At 33.3% G+C, this 19,145-nt stretch carries 16 protein-coding genes; 5 read left to right on the forward strand and 11 right to left on the reverse strand.

Translation table 11 applies throughout. The annotated features are described in order from the left end of the window. Nucleotides 1–9: 9 nt before the first annotated feature. The 3 genes from AC1Q7N_RS08415 to AC1Q7N_RS08425 form a co-directional block, all read right to left on the reverse strand. The gene (locus tag AC1Q7N_RS08415) at nt 10–3,027 is read right to left on the reverse strand and encodes an NADH-dependent flavin oxidoreductase (RefSeq protein WP_002437728.1); all 3,018 of its coding nucleotides are present in this window, start codon (nt 3,025–3,027) and stop codon (nt 10–12) included. 82 nt (nt 3,028–3,109) lie between these two features. Then, the gene (locus tag AC1Q7N_RS08420) at nt 3,110–4,015 is read right to left on the reverse strand and encodes an FAD:protein FMN transferase (protein WP_002456311.1); all 906 of its coding nucleotides are present in this window, start codon (nt 4,013–4,015) and stop codon (nt 3,110–3,112) included. A 413-nt stretch (nt 4,016–4,428) separates the two neighbouring features. Next, on the reverse strand, nt 4,429–5,424 hold the full coding sequence (locus AC1Q7N_RS08425) for a metal ABC transporter solute-binding protein, Zn/Mn family (protein ID WP_032606406.1): 996 nt from the start codon (nt 5,422–5,424) through the stop codon (nt 4,429–4,431). A 256-nt stretch (nt 5,425–5,680) separates the two neighbouring features. Here AC1Q7N_RS08425 and AC1Q7N_RS08430 point away from each other — a divergent pair, with 256 nt between their 5' ends. The 3 genes from AC1Q7N_RS08430 to AC1Q7N_RS08440 are packed head-to-tail and all read left to right on the forward strand — an operon-like array spanning nt 5,681 to nt 9,014. Beyond that, entirely contained in the window at nt 5,681–6,787 is a 1,107-nt protein-coding gene (locus tag AC1Q7N_RS08430) for an NAD(P)/FAD-dependent oxidoreductase (protein ID WP_002505869.1), read from the forward strand. After that, nucleotides 6,781–8,163, forward strand: coding sequence for a nucleoside recognition domain-containing protein (locus AC1Q7N_RS08435; protein ID WP_002470525.1), 1,383 nt, complete (start codon nt 6,781–6,783; stop codon nt 8,161–8,163). Before AC1Q7N_RS08430 ends, AC1Q7N_RS08435 begins: the two co-directional genes overlap by 7 nt. After that, a complete protein-coding gene (locus tag AC1Q7N_RS08440) occupies nt 8,133–9,014 on the forward strand; it encodes a CobW family GTP-binding protein (RefSeq protein ID WP_002470531.1) in 882 nt (293 codons plus the stop codon). The genes AC1Q7N_RS08435 and AC1Q7N_RS08440 overlap by 31 nt, the downstream gene beginning before the upstream one ends. Before the next feature lie 147 nt (nt 9,015–9,161). Here AC1Q7N_RS08440 and AC1Q7N_RS08445 read toward each other — a convergent pair whose 3' ends face one another. Together AC1Q7N_RS08445 and gehD are read right to left on the reverse strand one after the other, a co-directional pair. Then, a complete protein-coding gene (locus tag AC1Q7N_RS08445; protein WP_145376494.1) occupies nt 9,162–9,947 on the reverse strand; it encodes a tandem-type lipoprotein in 786 nt (261 codons plus the stop codon). 214 nt (nt 9,948–10,161) lie between these two features. Next, nucleotides 10,162–12,093 (reverse strand): YSIRK domain-containing triacylglycerol lipase GehD, encoded by a 1,932-nt coding sequence (gene gehD / locus AC1Q7N_RS08450; RefSeq protein ID WP_032606410.1) that lies wholly within the window; start codon nt 12,091–12,093, stop codon nt 10,162–10,164. A 491-nt stretch (nt 12,094–12,584) separates the two neighbouring features. Between gehD and AC1Q7N_RS08455 the strand changes: the two genes are divergently transcribed. Beyond that, on the forward strand, nt 12,585–13,772 hold the full coding sequence (locus AC1Q7N_RS08455; protein WP_002437704.1) for a cysteine protease staphopain: 1,188 nt from the start codon (nt 12,585–12,587) through the stop codon (nt 13,770–13,772). Nucleotides 13,773–13,789: 17 nt separating this feature from the next. Continuing rightward, nucleotides 13,790–14,107 carry a staphostatin A gene (locus AC1Q7N_RS08460; protein WP_002469284.1) on the forward strand — a complete coding sequence of 106 codons (318 nt, stop codon included), beginning with the start codon at nt 13,790–13,792 and terminating at the stop codon, nt 14,105–14,107. A gap of 108 nt (nt 14,108–14,215) precedes the next feature. Here AC1Q7N_RS08460 and AC1Q7N_RS08465 read toward each other — a convergent pair whose 3' ends face one another. From AC1Q7N_RS08465 to AC1Q7N_RS08490, 6 genes are all read right to left on the reverse strand, one after another. After that, nucleotides 14,216–14,902, reverse strand: coding sequence for a 6-carboxyhexanoate--CoA ligase (locus AC1Q7N_RS08465; RefSeq protein ID WP_002484649.1), 687 nt, complete (start codon nt 14,900–14,902; stop codon nt 14,216–14,218). Next, the gene (locus AC1Q7N_RS08470; RefSeq protein ID WP_002437695.1) at nt 14,895–16,028 is read right to left on the reverse strand and encodes an aminotransferase class I/II-fold pyridoxal phosphate-dependent enzyme; all 1,134 of its coding nucleotides are present in this window, start codon (nt 16,026–16,028) and stop codon (nt 14,895–14,897) included. The genes AC1Q7N_RS08465 and AC1Q7N_RS08470 overlap by 8 nt, the downstream gene beginning before the upstream one ends. Before the next feature lie 10 nt (nt 16,029–16,038). Next, entirely contained in the window at nt 16,039–17,394 is a 1,356-nt protein-coding gene (gene bioA, locus AC1Q7N_RS08475; RefSeq protein ID WP_002484667.1) for an adenosylmethionine--8-amino-7-oxononanoate transaminase, read from the reverse strand. After that, complete coding sequence (gene bioD / locus AC1Q7N_RS08480; RefSeq protein ID WP_002484656.1) at nt 17,387–18,058, reverse strand: dethiobiotin synthase; 672 nt, start codon at nt 18,056–18,058, stop codon at nt 17,387–17,389. Before bioD ends, bioA begins: the two co-directional genes overlap by 8 nt. Before the next feature lie 339 nt (nt 18,059–18,397). After that, nucleotides 18,398–18,550: a beta-class phenol-soluble modulin gene (locus AC1Q7N_RS08485; protein ID WP_002437688.1), complete on the reverse strand. Its 153-nt coding sequence runs from the start codon at nt 18,548–18,550 to the stop codon at nt 18,398–18,400. 256 nt (nt 18,551–18,806) lie between these two features. Beyond that, nucleotides 18,807–19,145: LPXTG cell wall anchor domain-containing protein (locus AC1Q7N_RS08490; protein ID WP_492713086.1), on the reverse strand; the 339-nt coding region annotated here is incomplete at its 5' end.

Raw genomic sequence — 19,145 nt, forward strand, 5'->3', positions numbered from 1 at the left:
TTCCGTCATTTATTTCGTTACAGCACTTTGACCGGCAATGCGACCAAAAGTAAAAATATCTGCCAGTGCATTTCCGCCTAAACGGTTACCAGCATGAATACCACCGGCAACTTCACCAGCCGCATATAAACCTTCAATGATATGACCTTCAACATCTATAACTTGTGCATGCGTGTTTATTTTTAAACCACCCATAGTATGATGTATTGCAGGTTTACGTGGTGTCGCATAGAATGGTGCTTTTTCAATTTTTAAATCAAATGCATTTTTATTGAAATCCTCATCTTGTCCTTGTTCTACGAAGGTATTATATCTTTCAATCGTGTTCACAAAAGTAGTTGTATCAATGTTTAATTTTTGGGCTAATGCTTCTAAGGTATCTGCTTTTACTAAAGTGCCGTCTTCTAATTCTTGATTAATTTTGTCCTCAGTTGTATTCATAGCTAGTGCTTTAATATTTGCATCTGCAATAATATAGAAGATACCGTCTTTTTGTTCTAATGCTGCCTTAGATAATACATCTCTACTTTCAAATTCGTTAACAAAACGTTGTCCTTCCTTATTAACGAAGACAAAGTTTGAAGGTGTTACGATTAATCCAGTAAATAATGCACCTGTCTTCGGATCAGAAATCGGCATCATTTGAGAGAATCCCATACCTACGATGTCAGCGCCTGCCTGCACACCTAAACGGATACCATCACCTGTAATTGCAGGAGAATTCGTTGTCTTAATGTCATCAGGAATATTATCCCAATACGTATTATATTGTTGTAGCATTTTTGTATTCGCTCCAAAGCCACCAGTAGCCAACACTACACCATGACGTGTATGAATCTTCACTTTAGCACCATTTGCTTTACGTGCTTCAATACCAACAACTTGATTACCTTCTTTGATTAACTTTTCTGCAGTAGTTTCTGTAAAAATACGACCATGATTATGTTTAACGTAGTCTCCTAAATTTTCAATGTACTCTAAACCTTGTGCTTTCATTGGTTTATGACCACGACGCCATAAAGCACCCACAGGCATATCTACAAACGAACGATCAAAATGTACACCTTTGTCTTTCAACCAGTATACAGATTCCAAAACGTTATCTGTGAGTGTTTTAACTAAATCATAATCACCTGATATTTCGACATTATTACGATCTTTACGTTTACCACCTAAATATGTTTGAATACGATGTAATTCGACAGAATCAAAAAGATATTCATCTTCATTACTGCTATTTTCAAGATAGTCTTTAATTTGACGTTTTAAAGTATTGAAATCTTCAATGTAAGCTTCATCTATATCATTTTCATCATGATTTAATAACTGTATGAGTGTCTCTTTTTCACCAGCAAGTGCCGGGAATGCATTTTGCCATTTAGGCTCAGCAGCGTTGACTTGACCACCTGTACGGATAGTATTGCCACCTATAGCCGCAAATTTCTCAAGCATGATGACTTCTTTTCCTTCATCTAATACCGTAGCAGCTGCACTGAGTCCGGCACCTCCTGTACCGATTACAACGACGTCAGCCGTCTCTTCAACGACCTCATCAGACCACTGAACAACTGGTTTAGGACGCGCCCGTAAAATATCTGGGTCTTCTCCTGCTTGTTCAATTGCATCTGCAATACCTTGCACGATGCCTTCACTTGTTACTGTCGCACCTGAAATGACATCTACATTCAGTGTTTGCCCATTGATAATATCTTGAGGTAAACGTTCAAACACTGGGTTCGCTATGCCTTCAGACTCTCCGCTATCATCTACCTCGATACTTACAATCTTATCTTCTGATAATTGGACTTTCATAGGTAAGTTGCCATTATGACCTTTTGCATAGACATGATACGTACCTTTGTTAAATTTAACTTTTTTATTTTGAAGTGCTTTTAATTTTTCATATTTACGATGCTCTTCTTCTTTATCTAAAATCATAAAGTCCATTACTTTCCATAAAGGGGATGGTATGTGAAGTACTTTCTGATCATGTATATCGACAAATTGTTCTACTTCTTCGTTTTGTGAAATTTTATCTGTCCATTGTGGTTCCACTAAATAGGCTTTCCCAACACTTAAAAGATCATATCCTAGTTCAAGGGCATGTTCTGCATCTTGTCGTTGGGCAATACTACCTACACCAATTAATGGAATTTTTGCCAACTGTGCACTTTGCATTTTGATGTACTTATTAATTAAAGGTTCTGTATCTTCTTGATTCACAATAGATGTACGTTGATAACTGTTTGCTGATATATGGAAGTAATCAGGTTCATATTCTGCTAATGTATTTAGTAAAAACATAGTATCTTCAAAACGTATGCCTGGTTCTTCAATTTCTTCAGGTGAGAATCGATATCCTATAATAAAATGAGAAGCCTCTTTTTCAGCAACGACGTGTTGAACCTTTGTTAAAACTTCGATTGGAAATCGTGTACGTTTTTCACGACTGCCTCCCCATGAATCTTGTCTCCGATTAGAATGTGGAGAGAAAAATTGTTGTAATAAGTATGTGTTGGCGCCATGAATTTCGACACCATCAAACCCCGCTTCTATAGCGCGACGTGTAGCCTCTCCAAAGTCATCAATCATCTGATTGATTTGAGCATGTGTCATTTCTCTAGGTGGTACAGCATCAGGTCTTAATGCTGCAATGGGGCTCGCAGATATCGGCTGCTCTCCTTCATTAAATTTAGGATTTGCCATTCTTCCGGCATGATAAAGTTGCAAAATCGCTTTTGATCCCTTAGCTTGAATCGCTTCTGCTAAACGTTTGAGTCCAGGTATTTTGTCATCATTATCAATACCTATAGCTCCCGGAAATCCTCGTCCGTGATTTTCAACAAAACAACTTTCAACAATGATTGCTGAAGCATCACCAGCTCTAAATTGATAATAATCAATCATTTCTGATGTAACACTTCCATCAAAATACCCAGCTTGGATAGTCATGGGTGCCATTAATACTCTATTTTTTAATTCGGCACCACATTTAAATTTAAAAGTATCGAATATTTCCTTACTCATAGCAAATCCTCCTAGTTTTTTGTGAATATTTTCACATTATTACTTAAAAATAAAATACTCTTCATGAGTATTCTTTAAATTTTTATAAATACTTTTGCATTTTCGAAGTCATTAAAACGCTTCCATCTCTTGTCACAATAATGCCTTCAATACCGTCAATGAGATTTAATAATTCAATATTTTTTTGTGACTGACCAAAACTACAAATTGTACTCCATACCTCGCCATCAATCCCATGATCAGATATGATTGTCACGCTAGCGATATCATTATCTACAGGATAACCTGTTGTTGAATCCAATATATGATGAAATAATTGATTTTCCTGTATGAAGTAGCGTTCGTAGATACCTGATGTGACAACTGATTGATGCGCTACGCTTAATGTAACGAGTGGTAGTGCATCCTTATGAAATGGATTACGTACACCTACATGCCATTTTTCTAATGTTTCGGGTTGTCTACCAATTGTTAAAACATTACCACCTAAATCGATAATGGCAGAAGATACACCATGAGATAAAAAGTATTGCTGTAATTGATCAGCAAAATAACCTTTAACTATGGCTCCTAAATCAATCTCCATTCCTGATTGTGTAAGAAATACTTCATGTGTTTTTGAATTTAGAACAAGATTTTCAGGATTCATACACAATAAAGCACGTTGTATATCCACTTCTTTAGGTTTCAATGCATCTTTAAAACCAATTTTCCATAATTTGACTAGTGGCCCTATCAAAATGTTCATCTTAAAATTAGAAGATAATGTAGTTTCATAACCATAACGTATCATGTTAAAGATTTCAGAACTAACCTTGACTGGTGCGATACCTGCATGTTGATTCACATTCATCAAATCTGATTTCGGATCATTAGCACTAAATTGTGATTCCCAAGCACGAATTTTTATTTCAGCTTCTTGAAGTAATGTATCCGGATGTTGATGTTCAATCGATAAACGTATCACCGTCCCCATTGCTTTAATCATTAGCGTTTTCACCTTTTGACTCCCCCTTTCCACCTATTCCACAACGCTAATATGTATATAAAAATTAAAATCTACTTTTAAATAAAAATGATTACTTTAATATCTACATTTACATTAACATAATTTCAAATATTTGGTTTTTGCTTATTTAAATGTTCACAATTATATCAAATATTAATCAAAGAATAAATTTTACTCTTTTAAATTATGCTTCTTTGAATCTTTTTAATAAAAAAAGAGCGGAACAGAATCCATACAGAATTCTTTATTCCACTCTCACAAAACTAACTAGAGTTGACAGCCTTTAACATTCCCAAGTAATCAACTCAGTCAATCGAAAATACTTCCACATCTGAACATATCATTTCTGTTAATGTTTCTTTGATGTCGTCTTTTTTATATTTTAAATTGATTTATTCATTTTGTAGGGCTTTTTCAATAGCTTTAATATTTTCTTTCATAAATGATTGGTAAGTGTTTTTGTCATCATCTTGTTGTTTTGTGTGTGATCCCATATTGTAAAATTTAATTGTTTTAGCATTTGTCTCTTTTCTTACCGTATCTGCTACTTTATGAGATACATTTTCTTCTATTAAAATATTTTTCACTTTATCTTCTTTAATTTGTTTAACAATATTTGTTAAATCTTTTTGGCTTGGTTCTTCCGCATTCATATTTTCAATGCCTTCTTGTTCAAAATGATAGCGTTCAGCTAGATAACCTATAGAGTCGTGTGAAATATAAACAGTTTTATCTTCATTACCTTTCACAGCATGTTTCATATCTTTATCTAAGTCTTTTAACTCTTTAACGAGTTGGTTGTAATTCTTTTCATAATAAGATTTATGTTTGCTATCTTTCTCAATCAATTCATCTTTAATCGCTTTAGCAAATTTTTGACTTACTACAGGATCCAACCAAATGTGTGGGTCGTATTTTCCATGGTGATGATGTTCATGTTCGTGTTCATCTTCATGTGATTCACCATGTTCGTGACCTTCTCCGTGCTCATGTTCATGTTCTTCGCCTTTTAATAAATCTTTATTTTTATCTAAAGTCGATTCTAGTGATAGTGTTTTATCTTTATCATTTATAGCTTTAGCGATTTTCTTAGCTACGGGATCTAAGTTATCACCAGTATATAAGAATAAGTCTGATTTCCCAATATCTACCATTTGTTTTTGACTTGGATCATATGTATGTGGATCTACGCCTTTAGGGTAAACCGATTCAACATTTACATATTTACCACCAATTTGCTGTGCAAATGATTTAAGTGGATAGACTGTTGTCTTCACATCTAATTTTTCTTTATGATCAGATGACTGATTATGACTATCTTTACCGCAAGCAGCAAGTGCCAATGTTAGTACTGCTACAAAAAATAAAATTAAACCTTTTTTATACATGTGTACATCTCCTAAATCGAAATTGTTACGCTTTAATATTTACATTATTTTTTATTATTGTCAACGGTAATATTTAATCTCTAAAAAGTCTGAAAAAAGCAAAAGTTTTCTATTTGATACATTTATGCACAACATAATCACGCAGTTGCATAAACTACTGTTACTTTTTCATTTGAAATGTAATAGCATTATCGCTATACTTTTAAATCGTAATAATTACGTTTTTCAGAAATAAATTCAGAAAGGATGTACTATCATGTCTCATCATCGCATCATCATCATCGGCGCAGGAGCCGCTGGTGTGGGTATGGCAATCACTTTACAAGAATTCAATATTAAAGATGTTCTAATTGTTGAAAAGGGAACCATCGGTCATTCATTTAAACATTGGCCTCTATCAACAAAGACCATCACACCATCATTTACAACTAATGGTTTTGGCATGCCAGATATGAATGCAATAGCTAAAGATACATCACCTGCCTTCACTTTCAATGAAGAACATTTATCTGGAAAACGTTATGCTGAATACCTCTCACTAGTAGCTACGCATTACAATCTAAATGTCAAAACAAATACCAATGTTTCACGTGTAACATACATAGATGGTATATATCATGTATCAACGGACTATGGCGTGTATACAGCAGATTATATATTTATAGCAACTGGAGACTATTCATTCCCATATCATCCTTTTTCATATGGACTTCATTATAGTGAAATTCAAACATTCACTCAATTAAAAGGTGATGCTTTTACAATCATTGGTGGTAATGAGAGTGCTTTTGATGCAGCCATAAACCTTAGTCAAACAGGCGCAAGAATATCAATATATACATCTAAAACTGGACTTAAAAAGGAAGATGCAGACCCAAGTATAAGATTATCACCGTATACTCAACAGCGATTGCGTAACGCTATACAAGAGGGTGCATTAATCGAAATGCATGCTGGCTACCAGACACGCAAAATAACATATCAAAACCATTCCTATAAGATACATTTTGATAATGGACATATTGTTCACTCTCATACTGAACCGATTATCGCAACTGGATTTGATGTTACCCAAAACCCTTTAATAGAACAACTATTTCAAGTACGACAATCAGAAGTTCAATTAACAGAATTAGACGAATCTACAAAGTTTCCTAATGTATTTTTAATTGGGGCGACTGTACGTCATCAAAATGCCATTCTTTGTTATATATATAAATTCAGAGCACGTTTTGCAGTATTAGCACGCATAGTAAGCCTACGCGAAGGCTTACCTGAAGATACGTCTTTAATTCAGTCATATCGTCAAAAAAATATGTTTCTAGACGATTACAGTTGTTGTGATGTGAATTGCACATGTTAAAAGTAACCTTTAATTTACGTGATGGGACGTTTACTGACATTCCAGATGATGCACATTACTTTTTAATTGAAGACTATGACAAATTAACTCCCAGTCAGCAAACTTTATTAAAACGTTACATTATCAAACATCAATTAGATATTTCATTACAACATGCTATTCTTTCATCTCCACTCCATAGTTTAAATATGATTAAAAAGTTAGAGACTTTTGTTAAGGAGAGCAAAGCATACCATCCTCAATTTCACAATATTATTTGTGGATGGTGCTTTATTGTACTTATGTTTGCTTTACCCATCTACTTGTCTTATCACGTTTCAGACGGATTACAATACTACGTGTCACACTGGTTAACTAAACTATCCCAAATATCATTATTTCAAGAAAATAAGCTACAACATATTTTATTCGGTCATTATGGTGTCATTTCTTTAGGTACATATTCATTCGTCTGGGCGTTACCAGTTGTTTTCATGATTAGTTTATCTACAGCTCTTATAGATATAACTCATTTAAAGCATTATATCGTTTGGTCTATCGAACCTACGATGATGAGACTTGGTCTTCATGGATCAGATATCATACCCTTGTTAGAAGGATTTGGATGTAATGCTGCTGCTATTACTCAAGCTACACATCAATGTCATCGTTGTACAAAAGTACAATGTATGAGCTTGGTAAGTTTCGGAACTGCATGTAGTTATCAAATTGGTGCTACATTATCGATATTCAACGCAAGCCACCGCTCTTGGTTGTTTTTGCCATACATAGGCATGGTTTTCTTAGGAGGAATCATACATAACAAACTATGGTATAGTCATCAAACACCTATGACAACACAGTCTGTTTTTCAACGACAACCTGTACGTTGGCCCAAACCAAAGCTACTCTTAAAAGCAGCGTGGAAAAGTATTCAAATGTTTATTGTACAAGCCTTACCTATTTTTATAGGAATTTGCCTTATTGTAAGTCTATTGTCTCTTACGTCTATTTTGACTTTTATATCAAATGCATTCATACCTTTATTATGGCTACTAGATGTACCTACACAGCTTGCACCAGGTATTCTGTTTTCAATGATACGTAAGGATGGGATGTTGTTGTTTAATATGAATGGCGGTACTTTAATTCAAAGACTTTCCGCATTCCAATTATTGTTGCTAGTCTTTTTTAGTTCAACATTTACAGCATGTTCAGTAACAATGACTATGCTCATGCGTCGACTCGGTTCAATTCTAGGAATTAAAATGATAATGAAACAAATGGTATCGTCCACAATTTGCGTCACCATACTAGCCATAGCAATGTTAAGCATAACTAAAATTTCAGACTTAGGAGTGATGTTATGGAAATCATTATTATCGGTGGTTTTTTAGGAAGTGGCAAGACCTCAGCAATAAATCATTTAATCGCTGATGCACTTGAAAACAACTTAAATCCTGCTGTTATTATGAATGAATTTGGAAAAAGAAGTGTTGATGGCCAACTTATAGAACATCCTGAAGTACCTATGAGTGAAATCACTGAAGGATGCATTTGTTGTGCGATGAAATCAGACGTATCACAACAACTACATGAACTATACTTAAAATATCAACCAGATATCATCTTTATTGAATGCAGTGGTGTAGCTGAACCACTAGCTGTCGTCGATGCATGCTTCACACCCGTACTTGCACCTTTTATCACTTTAAGGAGTATGGTGGGAATTATTGATGCAAGCATGTATTCACGAATTAAATCTTATCCACAAGACATTGCAGCTCTATTTTATGAACAACTTCGTCATTGTTCGACTTTATTTGTTAATAAAATAGATAAGATAGAGGTGGAAGAAACCGCCCGCTTGCTACGTCAACTCGAGCGTCTCAATAGCGATGCCAATATTCAAGTTGGTCAATTTGGAGAATTAAATTTAAAATCACTGCTAGAGCCAACACATATAAATTCAAATGCATGTGGCACTTTGCATAGTAATATAAATCATCAATTCATCGAAAATCCTAGGCTACAAACAAAAGAAGAAATGATTAGTGCGTTAGATAACTTGCCTCAAGATGTTTACCGTGTCAAAGGGTTTGTTCGTTTTTCAGATCAGCAACACGTTTATTTAGTACAGTATGCACAAGGAAATATAGAATTATCTCCCATTCAACTTAAAAACGATGTACCATTGTACCTCATTGTTATAGGAAAACATTTAAAACAAATACAATTTGATTTATAAAAACACATCTCTCAATTATCATCAGTTAAACTTTATACATAAACAAACCTCTAAATGACTTTTGTTCATTTAGAGGTTTTTGGTACTTATTTCTATTGTTCGTCTTTTATTAATGTTTGCGCTTTTGAACTGATTCCATGCTTACTTCTACTCATTATTTACCTCACTTGGATTAAATTTCAAACTATCCGCAAAGTAGACGCTTTCTTCTTTATTGTCGACAAAAGAAAACTCGATATCTTTATAACCTATAGATGAACCTTTAAGGTCACCGTCCCCTTTTAATATTAGTTTAGGAGCTCTCTTAATCGGAATATCATACCTCTTTCTGAGTTGCTTCACATTGTCATCTTCATTACTTAATTGGTACTCTGCCGAATAGCTTGGTACGTTTGGGTTATAAGACACATTTCCATTCTTGTAGTCTTTTAAATTTTTAAAATTCCCATATTGAGAGAAAAACTGAAAGTTTTTAATTTCATTTTTTAATTTTTCATCGGCGATAGGTTTAGTCGGTTCAATTTTATTGTTTTTAAGGCGAACCGGATATTCTTTATCTTTACTGTGCACTCTCCCTTTTTTATCTTCTGTAATTATATTTGTATAAAAATGACCAGTCGTCTTTCTAGTATTTCTATTCATATACAAAACCATACCTCTAGATTTCATCGCTTGATCTTTTTTCTGAATATTCATTTCTGAATTAATAATCCATGTCCCTTTGTCCTCTTTTTCAAATTCTTCATCACGATAGCCTTCTTTATCGTATAAATCTTCTAAATTTTTAATTGGATACATACTTAATGTTTTATTAAAATTTTCTTTAATTTCCGCTTCTTTATTATTTTCTTTATTCATAAATCCACATCCGCCAATAAAAAACGTTAATATTAAAATGCTTATGTAAGAAATGCACTTCCCATAATATTTCATCTTTTCACATCTCTCTATTATTGTATACATTTATTAAATATACATTTTATTGATATAAATATCAGTTTATAAAAATTCAATTTTATATCATCAAATTATTCATACACATTCAATTTAATTTATTTATATGTTTTTTTCGGCGAAACAATCAAAAAACCTCATTAAATGTACCGCAATCATACATCTAATGAGGCTATTATCGTTCTTTTAATCGCTACTTACGTGTAATACCATCTAACTCTTCGACTTTCAACATATTATTTATCATACTCATATAGAATTGACCTAATTCTTCTCCAGTTCGCTTATAATCAGTAGTATCTAAGCCGACTAAATCTAGATGATCCCAATCATATTGTACGGGTCTCACTTGCCAAATACCCTTGTCAGTTGCTAGGTTCATCATACCTACCTTCTTAAATGCTTCATCACTTGGATGTAGTGAAGAAGACACAGGTACTATGCCATCATTTACTCTGACATTTTTATTATCATCTCCACCTATCACACGACTTGTTAAATCGAATAGTGGGAATTGTCTAATATTCGGCACTTCATTGCCTAATGGTCCAGTATGTGTTGCAGCACCTGTATATGATGTATAGACGATATTAGGATTCAATGTCGTCATTTGGTTTAACTTTTCTGCTCCAACAGTTGTTAAATCATTTACAGCCTGATCTTCAGTCTCCCAAACTTTACTATTCGCTATACGTTTTGCATATTCAGCATATGATTCATTAGGTTTCTGTTTGAAGCCCCATTGAGAAAAACCTAGTTCTAAATCGAGCGCTTTAGTTCCACCAATTTTTCCAATTCTATTAATTGTATCTTTGATAAATTTAGTCGACCCTAGTTTATCTGCAGCAGGTGTGCCATTATGAGGTGTTCCTAATGTAGTAATCGTAGACACCATGTTATCTTGTCCACCTTTAAACAAATCAGATACCGTACCACCATATTGACGTTGATAATCTATTTCTTCTTGATTTCCATTTCTTAAAAAATGTTCCATCAAGCGTATCGTTTGGCCACCCATACTATGTCCAACAAGATGTATCTTTTTACCTGGTTCCCAATCAGGCATGATGCCTTCATATGTTCTGCCATAACGCTTGTGACCATATTTTGCAGCATGTGCTGCACCATAATCTACTCTTCCACCTTTAATATAATAATACAGTTCAACAGCACGGTCATAATTGCTGCTAAATGCCCCTACATTGGCTTCGTGAACTCGGTAACCTAATTTTGTAAGTTCTTGTTTCACGTTATATTTAGTACCACCCCAATAATTTGGGTACATGCTGAATGCATCTTCACCGACTAAACCTACAAATCCATGTACAAACACGACTGGATATTGATTTTTATATTGAGCTTGCGCAGTAAGTTGATTGATATGTTTAGTTTGTTTTGATTTCACAACGCGTGGTGAAGTTAATGATGTTTGCTTTTTTTGATTTGTTTTAACTGTTTTATCAGTTTTTGTGTTACCTATTTTGTGTACTTTAGAAGATGGTTGTTTTACTGTTTTATCTCTATCTTCTATAGACTGTGATTGTTTAGGTTGTGTTCCTTTTGAAGATGAGTCTTGAGTTTGATCAGATGGGTGTTGCTTTTTATCTGATGAATCTTGATCATTATTTTGGTTTTGAGTATTAGGTTGATGTCCTGTTTGTGAGTGTTGATTATCTTTAAACTGTTGTTTGCCTTTATCATCTTGATTTTGGCCTTTTGGATATGTATCCTGACGTGAATTTGGGGTAACATGATTGTCTTTTGATTGTTGTTCCATTGAAGTTTGTTTTTGGTCATTTAATGGTGACGTTTGTGTTGAATCTTGTTGTATTTGATTACTCTTTTTTTGTACATTGCCATCAGATTGATTCTCTTGACTAGTCTTTGATTGGCTCGCTGTCTCACCCTCTTGATTCAATTCGTAAGATAAATGAGTTGTATCTTCTTTGTGTTCAACTTGTTCTGTTTGTTGTGACTGTTCGTTAGAATCTGATGATGATTGTGTCATTTCAGCAGCTTGAGCATGCTGACCACTGACAAATATTGTAATCCCAGTAATGATTGACACGACTCCCACCGTGTACTTCCTAATGCTAAATCTTCTTGTTTCATTATTATTTTTCAAAAAAATCACCTCTATAAGTTTTTTCCCCTATAAAAGATGAAAATATAACTGTTATGTATATATTAACATAAAAATATAAATTACTTTAGTTTATTTATTAAAACTTTGTAAACTTTACATTTTGAATTATTAAAAATAATAAATACTTACATATAATTATTATGTGTAAACACAACATTAAAATTGATTGATAACATATATTGAAAATGTTTTTCATTACACATGATGAAGAAGCATGAACACTTGATAATAATTAGAAGTGATAATTATAAACATTTGCTTCATAGTCGTGTTAATAGTATAGACATCATGTCACTATATCCATCCATTACTCCATTATAATTTATATCAATTTAATTTTGTTCAATTTATATATTTAACGTATAAGTATTATAACTTAACGTTTAGGAAATAAATGAATTATATTTTAAAATAAATGTTATATTCAGTTTGAAAGAGTTGCAAAAAACTTTAGTAAAGGAGTACTTTTTATGAAGAAAAAATTAAGTTATATGATTACCATTATGCTTGCTTTTACGCTAAGTTTAGCACTTGGCCTATTTTTCAATAGTGCTCACGCCGACTCGTTACCACAAAAGAATGGTGCAAACCAAAAAACAACTAAAGTCACTGTCAGTAATAAAGACGTTCCAGATGCAGTTCGCAAACTTGCTGAAGAACAATATTTATCTCGTGTAGCTTTATTAGATAAAGCTTCCAACCACAAAGCAACATCGTATACACTTGGTGAACCTTTTAAAATTTATAAATTTAATAAGGAAAGCGACGGCAATTATTATTATCCAGTGCTCAATAAAAAAGGAGATGTCGTTTATGTAGTAACAATTTCTCCTAATCCTTCAAATTCTAAAGCTTCAAAACAGCAAAACAATTATTCCATTAATGTTTCTCCATTTCTTTCTAAAATATTAAACCAATATAAAAATCAAAAGATAACAATTTTGACTAATACAAAAGGATATTTTGCACTTACTGAAGATGGTAAAGTGACACTTGTGCTTAAAACGCCACGTAATAATGAAAAAACATATGAAAATGCCACTGAATCCACTAAACCTAAAGATTTAAATGATTTTAAACAAACTGCATCAGTAACAAAACCAACTTTAGAATATCAAAGTACACGAAATGAAATGTACGCAGAATATGTAAATCAATTAAAGAATTTCAGAATACGAGAAACACAAGGGTATAATAGTTGGTGTGCCGGCTATACCATGTCAGCACTACTCAATGCCACATATAATACAAATCGATATAATGCAGAATCAGTAATGAGATATTTACATCCTAATTTAAGAGGTCACGACTTCCAATTTACAGGACTAACATCTAACGAGATGCTTCGTTTTGGTAGATCACAAGGCAGAAATACTCAATATCTTAATAGAATGACTTCATATAATGAAGTAGACCAATTAACAACTAATAATCAAGGTATAGCTGTATTAGGTAAGCGTGTTGAATCAAGCGATGGTATTCACGCTGGACATGCCATGGCTGTGGCTGGTAATGCTAAAGTTAACAACGGACAAAAAGTCATTTTAATTTGGAACCCATGGGACAATGGTCTCATGACTCAAGATGCACATAGTAATATCATTCCAGTATCAAATGGCGATCACTATGAATGGTATGCATCAATTTATGGTTATTAATATAGAAAGGTGTGCTTATGCATAATTACAACAACATAAACATCGTAAGTGACGATTCAAAATATCAAGAAATTTGTTGGTTCCATACATTAGAAGGTATTTGGCATCCTGTAGAAGTAGAAACTTCACCATTAAATATTACATTTAATAAAGATATAACACCTAATTACGTTTGTACGTTAATAAATGAAGATTCCAGAAAAATAATTTTAAGTAATGTAGACAATCCGAATATCATTATTGAAATGATTCTTATTAATTCAAAAAAATTGGTTTTTAATGCTATAAGTAAAGAAGGCTTAGGTACCTCGCCTAAAATCACATTTACAAAATAATTTATACCCTGTAACTCTTTCATTAAAAAAACAATATGATATAACTAAAAAGCTCCCAGTAAAGGTCACATTTTAAATGCTTTCTTTACTGGGAGTGTTTATTATTACTTATTTTTCTATGATTTCTTTAGGTACTGTTTCTAAAAAGGAAACATATTCATTTAAATTTATTCCTTCGTCTACGAAGATAATTCTTCCTCCGTGACGCGTACCTTTTTCTTTAATATTAAAGATTCTACGATATCCTAACTTAGGCGACGCAAAATATCCAGTCGTGTAATGCAAATCGTCTGATACACATAGTTCTGCCTTTACACCTTCAAATGCATTGATACAAGTTGCAAGTGCACGTGCATCTTTTACTCTTTCTGATATTTCTCCATTACATTTGCATGTTTTAAATGCTAATTGTGTTACCCTGATACCTCGTTGTTCAGTGCTATCAAGTCGTTGTCCGGTTTGTGCAGATAGAATAATGGCTCCAGTATAAGTAATATCATTTTTTATAAATTCTAACCCTTTGTTTAGCGCATATTCAGAAACACCTGTTTGTTTTGCTAATTGTGTTAAAGTATCGTTTAGATTTTCAACCACTGGTAATGCTACTAACGTTTGAATCGGTGCCTTAACCTTTTCAATTTTCAAATTTAAGAAATCTATATTTCCATTTTCATGATTAAATGCTTTATTAAAATATTTTTTTAAATAATTTTCTAAATCCTCAAATTCACACATTGTTTCAGCACCACTAATATGAATATCTTCGTGGCTTGCACGCATTTTTATACTATACATAGCTATCACCTTCATCGTATTGTTTCATTACATTGAAAAGTCGATCAATATCATCTGTGTCATGAAAATAGGATAATGAAATTCTTAATGTTGGCTGTGACACTGTTGGATACCTTAAATAACTGACAAATATACCATGTTCAAATAACATGTCGTATTGTGCTTGTGCTGAAGCCAAACTATCACAAACGATATTTTTGATAGGTGTATTAGATAATGGTTGATCGGGAAATAATTCCATGAATTGGTGATTAAAATATTCACTAAGTACATTCAACTTCTCTCGTCTGTATGTATCTTCAATCACATGTTGTAAGCTCACTTGAATAAAATACAAATGATAGCTAGGTAAACTACTCGAGTAGATAAGCGAACGACCTTTATTAATGATTAAATCTTTTATATCTTTTGAACTGAATATGACGCCACCATGGGCTCCCCACGCTTTAGATAAACTTGAAGTAACTATGTCAATGTCTGCATGATACTCAAAGAGATTTAATCCTAAACTATGAGATGCGTCAATAATTAAAATCGCATTGTAACGTTGCTTGAGATGTACTAGCCTATTAATATCTGCTTTAGTGCCATTAGTAGAAAACACACTATCAGAGACAATTACTTTTTGAACATCTGGATTGGTGTGCCGTGCTAAATGACTTTCCAGGTCATCATAGTTTAAATGTTGATAAATCACTTTTGATAAACCACTTAATTTAATACCGTCTATTATACTGGCATGATTCTGTTGATCCGAAAAAATAACAACATTATTATTTTTAAAAATATTAAATACCGCCAAATTCGCATCGTAACCACTATTAAAAATTAAGGCGTCTTCAAAATTAAAATGCTCGCTAATTGCCTGTTCTAATTGCTGATAAACGACTGAGTTGCCACTCACTAATCTAGAACTTGATAGATGGATACTATATGTCTTTATAAAATCTAAGAAATTTTGAGGTTGATATTCAAGTTGTCCTATACCGAGATAATCGTTCGAAGTAAAATTAATATAAGATTGGTCATTGATATAAATATATTGTTTTTCTACGGACTGAATCGGCTGAAGCTCTCTATATAAAACTTTATCTTGAATCTGTTTTAACTGTGCTTTAATGTCCATAAATCCCCTCTTACTTCTTACCCAATGTTTGATGTAAGGCTTTGTTGAAAATTTTAACCATTTTTTTAATTTCTTTATTAGACATACTTAAAATAGGTACGAAAGTGATGACATTTTCCAAATTACGAATCATCAATCCATTCTCTTTACATCGACGTATAATCAGTTCTACAGTTGGAATATCGAGTGGTGTCTGCGTTGATTTGTTTTCAACTAATTCCACACCATACATTAATCCCCGCCCTCTAATATCTCCAATATTTTTATGAGGTTGAAGTGCCTCTAAGCGTTGCTTTAATGTTTGAGATGTCTTTTGAATGTGCCCAATCAGATGCTTCTTTTTAAAAAGATTAATATTCTCAAGTGCTACGGAACAAACTAACTGATTACCTGTATATGTATGACCGTGGAAAAACGTATTCTTACCGTGACTCTGACTTAAAAAAGCATCATATATCTTTTGAGATGTTAAAGTTGCCGCTAACGGTAAATAACCACCTGTAATCGCCTTACCCAGACACATAATATCTGGTTGTACATCTTCATGGTTACAAGCAAACATTTCTCCCGTACGCCCGAAACCAACAGCTACTTCATCACAAATTAGTAACACATCATATGTTCTACATAACTGTTCTACAGCTTTCAAAAAACCATGCGGATGAACGAATAAACCTGTTGCACCTTGTATAAGTGGCTCTAGAATAAATCCTACTATTTCATCATTTCTCTCGGATAATATATTTTCAATTTGATTCAGTATTGAATTAAGCATTTCCGCTTCATTGCGATACTTACTTTTATATAAACACGGTGTTTCTATTTGTATATTTTCAAAAATAAGGTCTTTAAAAATCTTGTGGAAACTATCGATACCACCAACGCTAACAGAACCTATTGTATCTCCATGATATCCATGATGTAATGTAAGAAATTTATTCTTCTTCGCATATCGTTCAGCATCGATATTCTTCCAATATTGATAAGCCATCTTAATAGCAATCTCTACCGACGCACTCCCTGTATCAGAGTAAAACACTTTTTGTAATCTATCTGGTGTTAATTTGACTAACTGTTCGGCTAGCTCAATCGATGGAATATTAGACGAACCTAATAGCGTAGAATGGGCAATCTTATCAAGTTGTTTATGAATAGCTTTATTTAACTTTTTATGCTGATGCCCATGCACATTGACCCATAATGACGCATAACCATCTAAATATTTATTACCTTCAGTATCGTATAAATAACTTCCACGACCTTTTTCAATAATAATATTGTCATTTTTAGTATAGACGCCCATTTGTGTAAATGGGTGCCATACATACTGTGCATCTTTATGATTTAACTCTCGTGTATTAGCCATTGGATCCTCCTATAATTCGTTGTATAAATGCTTCGGAAAAGCTTTCTTGAGTCGCTTGATGACCCAACGTATAAACAGACTTATGTGTTAATTTTTCAATGGTATGTAAATTATCCTGTTCAATAGCACTATCAGTATAGTTATTCATGATTAACACATTCGGGGGAAGTTCTTGATGATCAATATACTTCTGGTGAACGATGGCATCATTAATCGCACCTATCTTTGAAGGTAAGACACTCACAATGAAATCCGATGTGTCTTTAATTAAATCTGTTGTCATATAAAAATGGTCACTGTATTCATAGATAGGCACTGCAATACCACCCGCACCTTCAATGAGAATCATATCGAATTGTGCTTCTAGTGATTCGAGTTTGTCTATCACTGTTTGATGGTTCAATTGCTGATGCCTTTCAATTTTGAATGCTAAATGTGGTGAAACTGGATCTTTGAATGTGTAAAGAGACGTAACGTCATAGTCTAAATCGCATTCGTTTTTATAAATTTCTAAATCTGGGTATCTACCTCCACCAATTTCTTCAGTTTGAAAAGGTTTGAAAATACATACCCGATATCCCCTCGTTCTTAATGCCTTATAGAGATATTTAGTGACATACGTTTTACCGATGTCAGTATTCGTTCCAGTTACAAATATATTCATGTTAGTCACGTCACCCACTTTAAAATGTAAACTAATTACATTTTAAAGTTTACATTTAGAATATGAAGGTTGCAAGTGATAACAATAAGTAGGTAAAGTGTGTGATTAAATGAGGAAAGTAAAAGAATTTCGAGAAATGATACGTGCTGCATATTTTAGATGTGAAGATAAACAAAATTTTTGAATTCATTATTACAAAATAAGGATAGAAATAATTTGTATAAGAGGACAATTAGAAGATTCATTTTAGCAATGGCGATTATTGCAAAAAAATACACCTGAGACTATCATTGATGTCCCAGATGATTATAAATAAAATCATTCATATGCGTATCAATATTAATAACCAAATGCGTGAGCAATATCTTGAATGATGCCACCTGCATTAGCTACGATGTTAACGATACTTTTTGCTAATTCAGCACCATCTTCTGCTTGTGCTGCTGTTACTGTATCCACAATCGCTTCGCCTAATTTAGAAACGTGTTCCATTAAGTTATCCCTCCCTCATTTCGTATTCAATGGTAGAATAACACTCATTTGAGAATAATCTAACACTCTATCGACTAAATTCACAAATTAATTTCAAACAATATGTTTTAATTGCCTTGAATTGAGCGGCAATTAATAATATGAGTTTTACAATTAACCCTCAAAATGTTTTAACACAATAACTTCAATACTTAATAATCATATACCAAAACTGCCATTAACTAATAAGTTAATGGCAGAAAGTTTTTATATGAAATTATTTTTCATTACCTTTTTTACGACGACCAAATATGAACAATGATCCGACAATTGCTAATAGAGATCCGACTAAAGTTCCCTCATTAGCTTGACGATTTTCACCTGTATCAGGTAATTGATTTTTATTATCTGTTGAATGCATTGATCTATTTGGTTGTTCTGGTGCACCTGATTGTGCTGGCGTACCTGGTTCCACTGGTTTACCTGGTTCCACTGGTTTACCTGATTCCGCTGGTTTACCTGGTTCTGCTGGCGTACCTGGTTCCGCTGGTTTACCTGGTTCTGCTGGCGTACCTGGTTCCGCTGGTTTACCTGGTTCTGCTGGTTTACCTGGTTC

Source organism: Staphylococcus sp. GW823-FHT05F06, assembly GCF_058795495.1.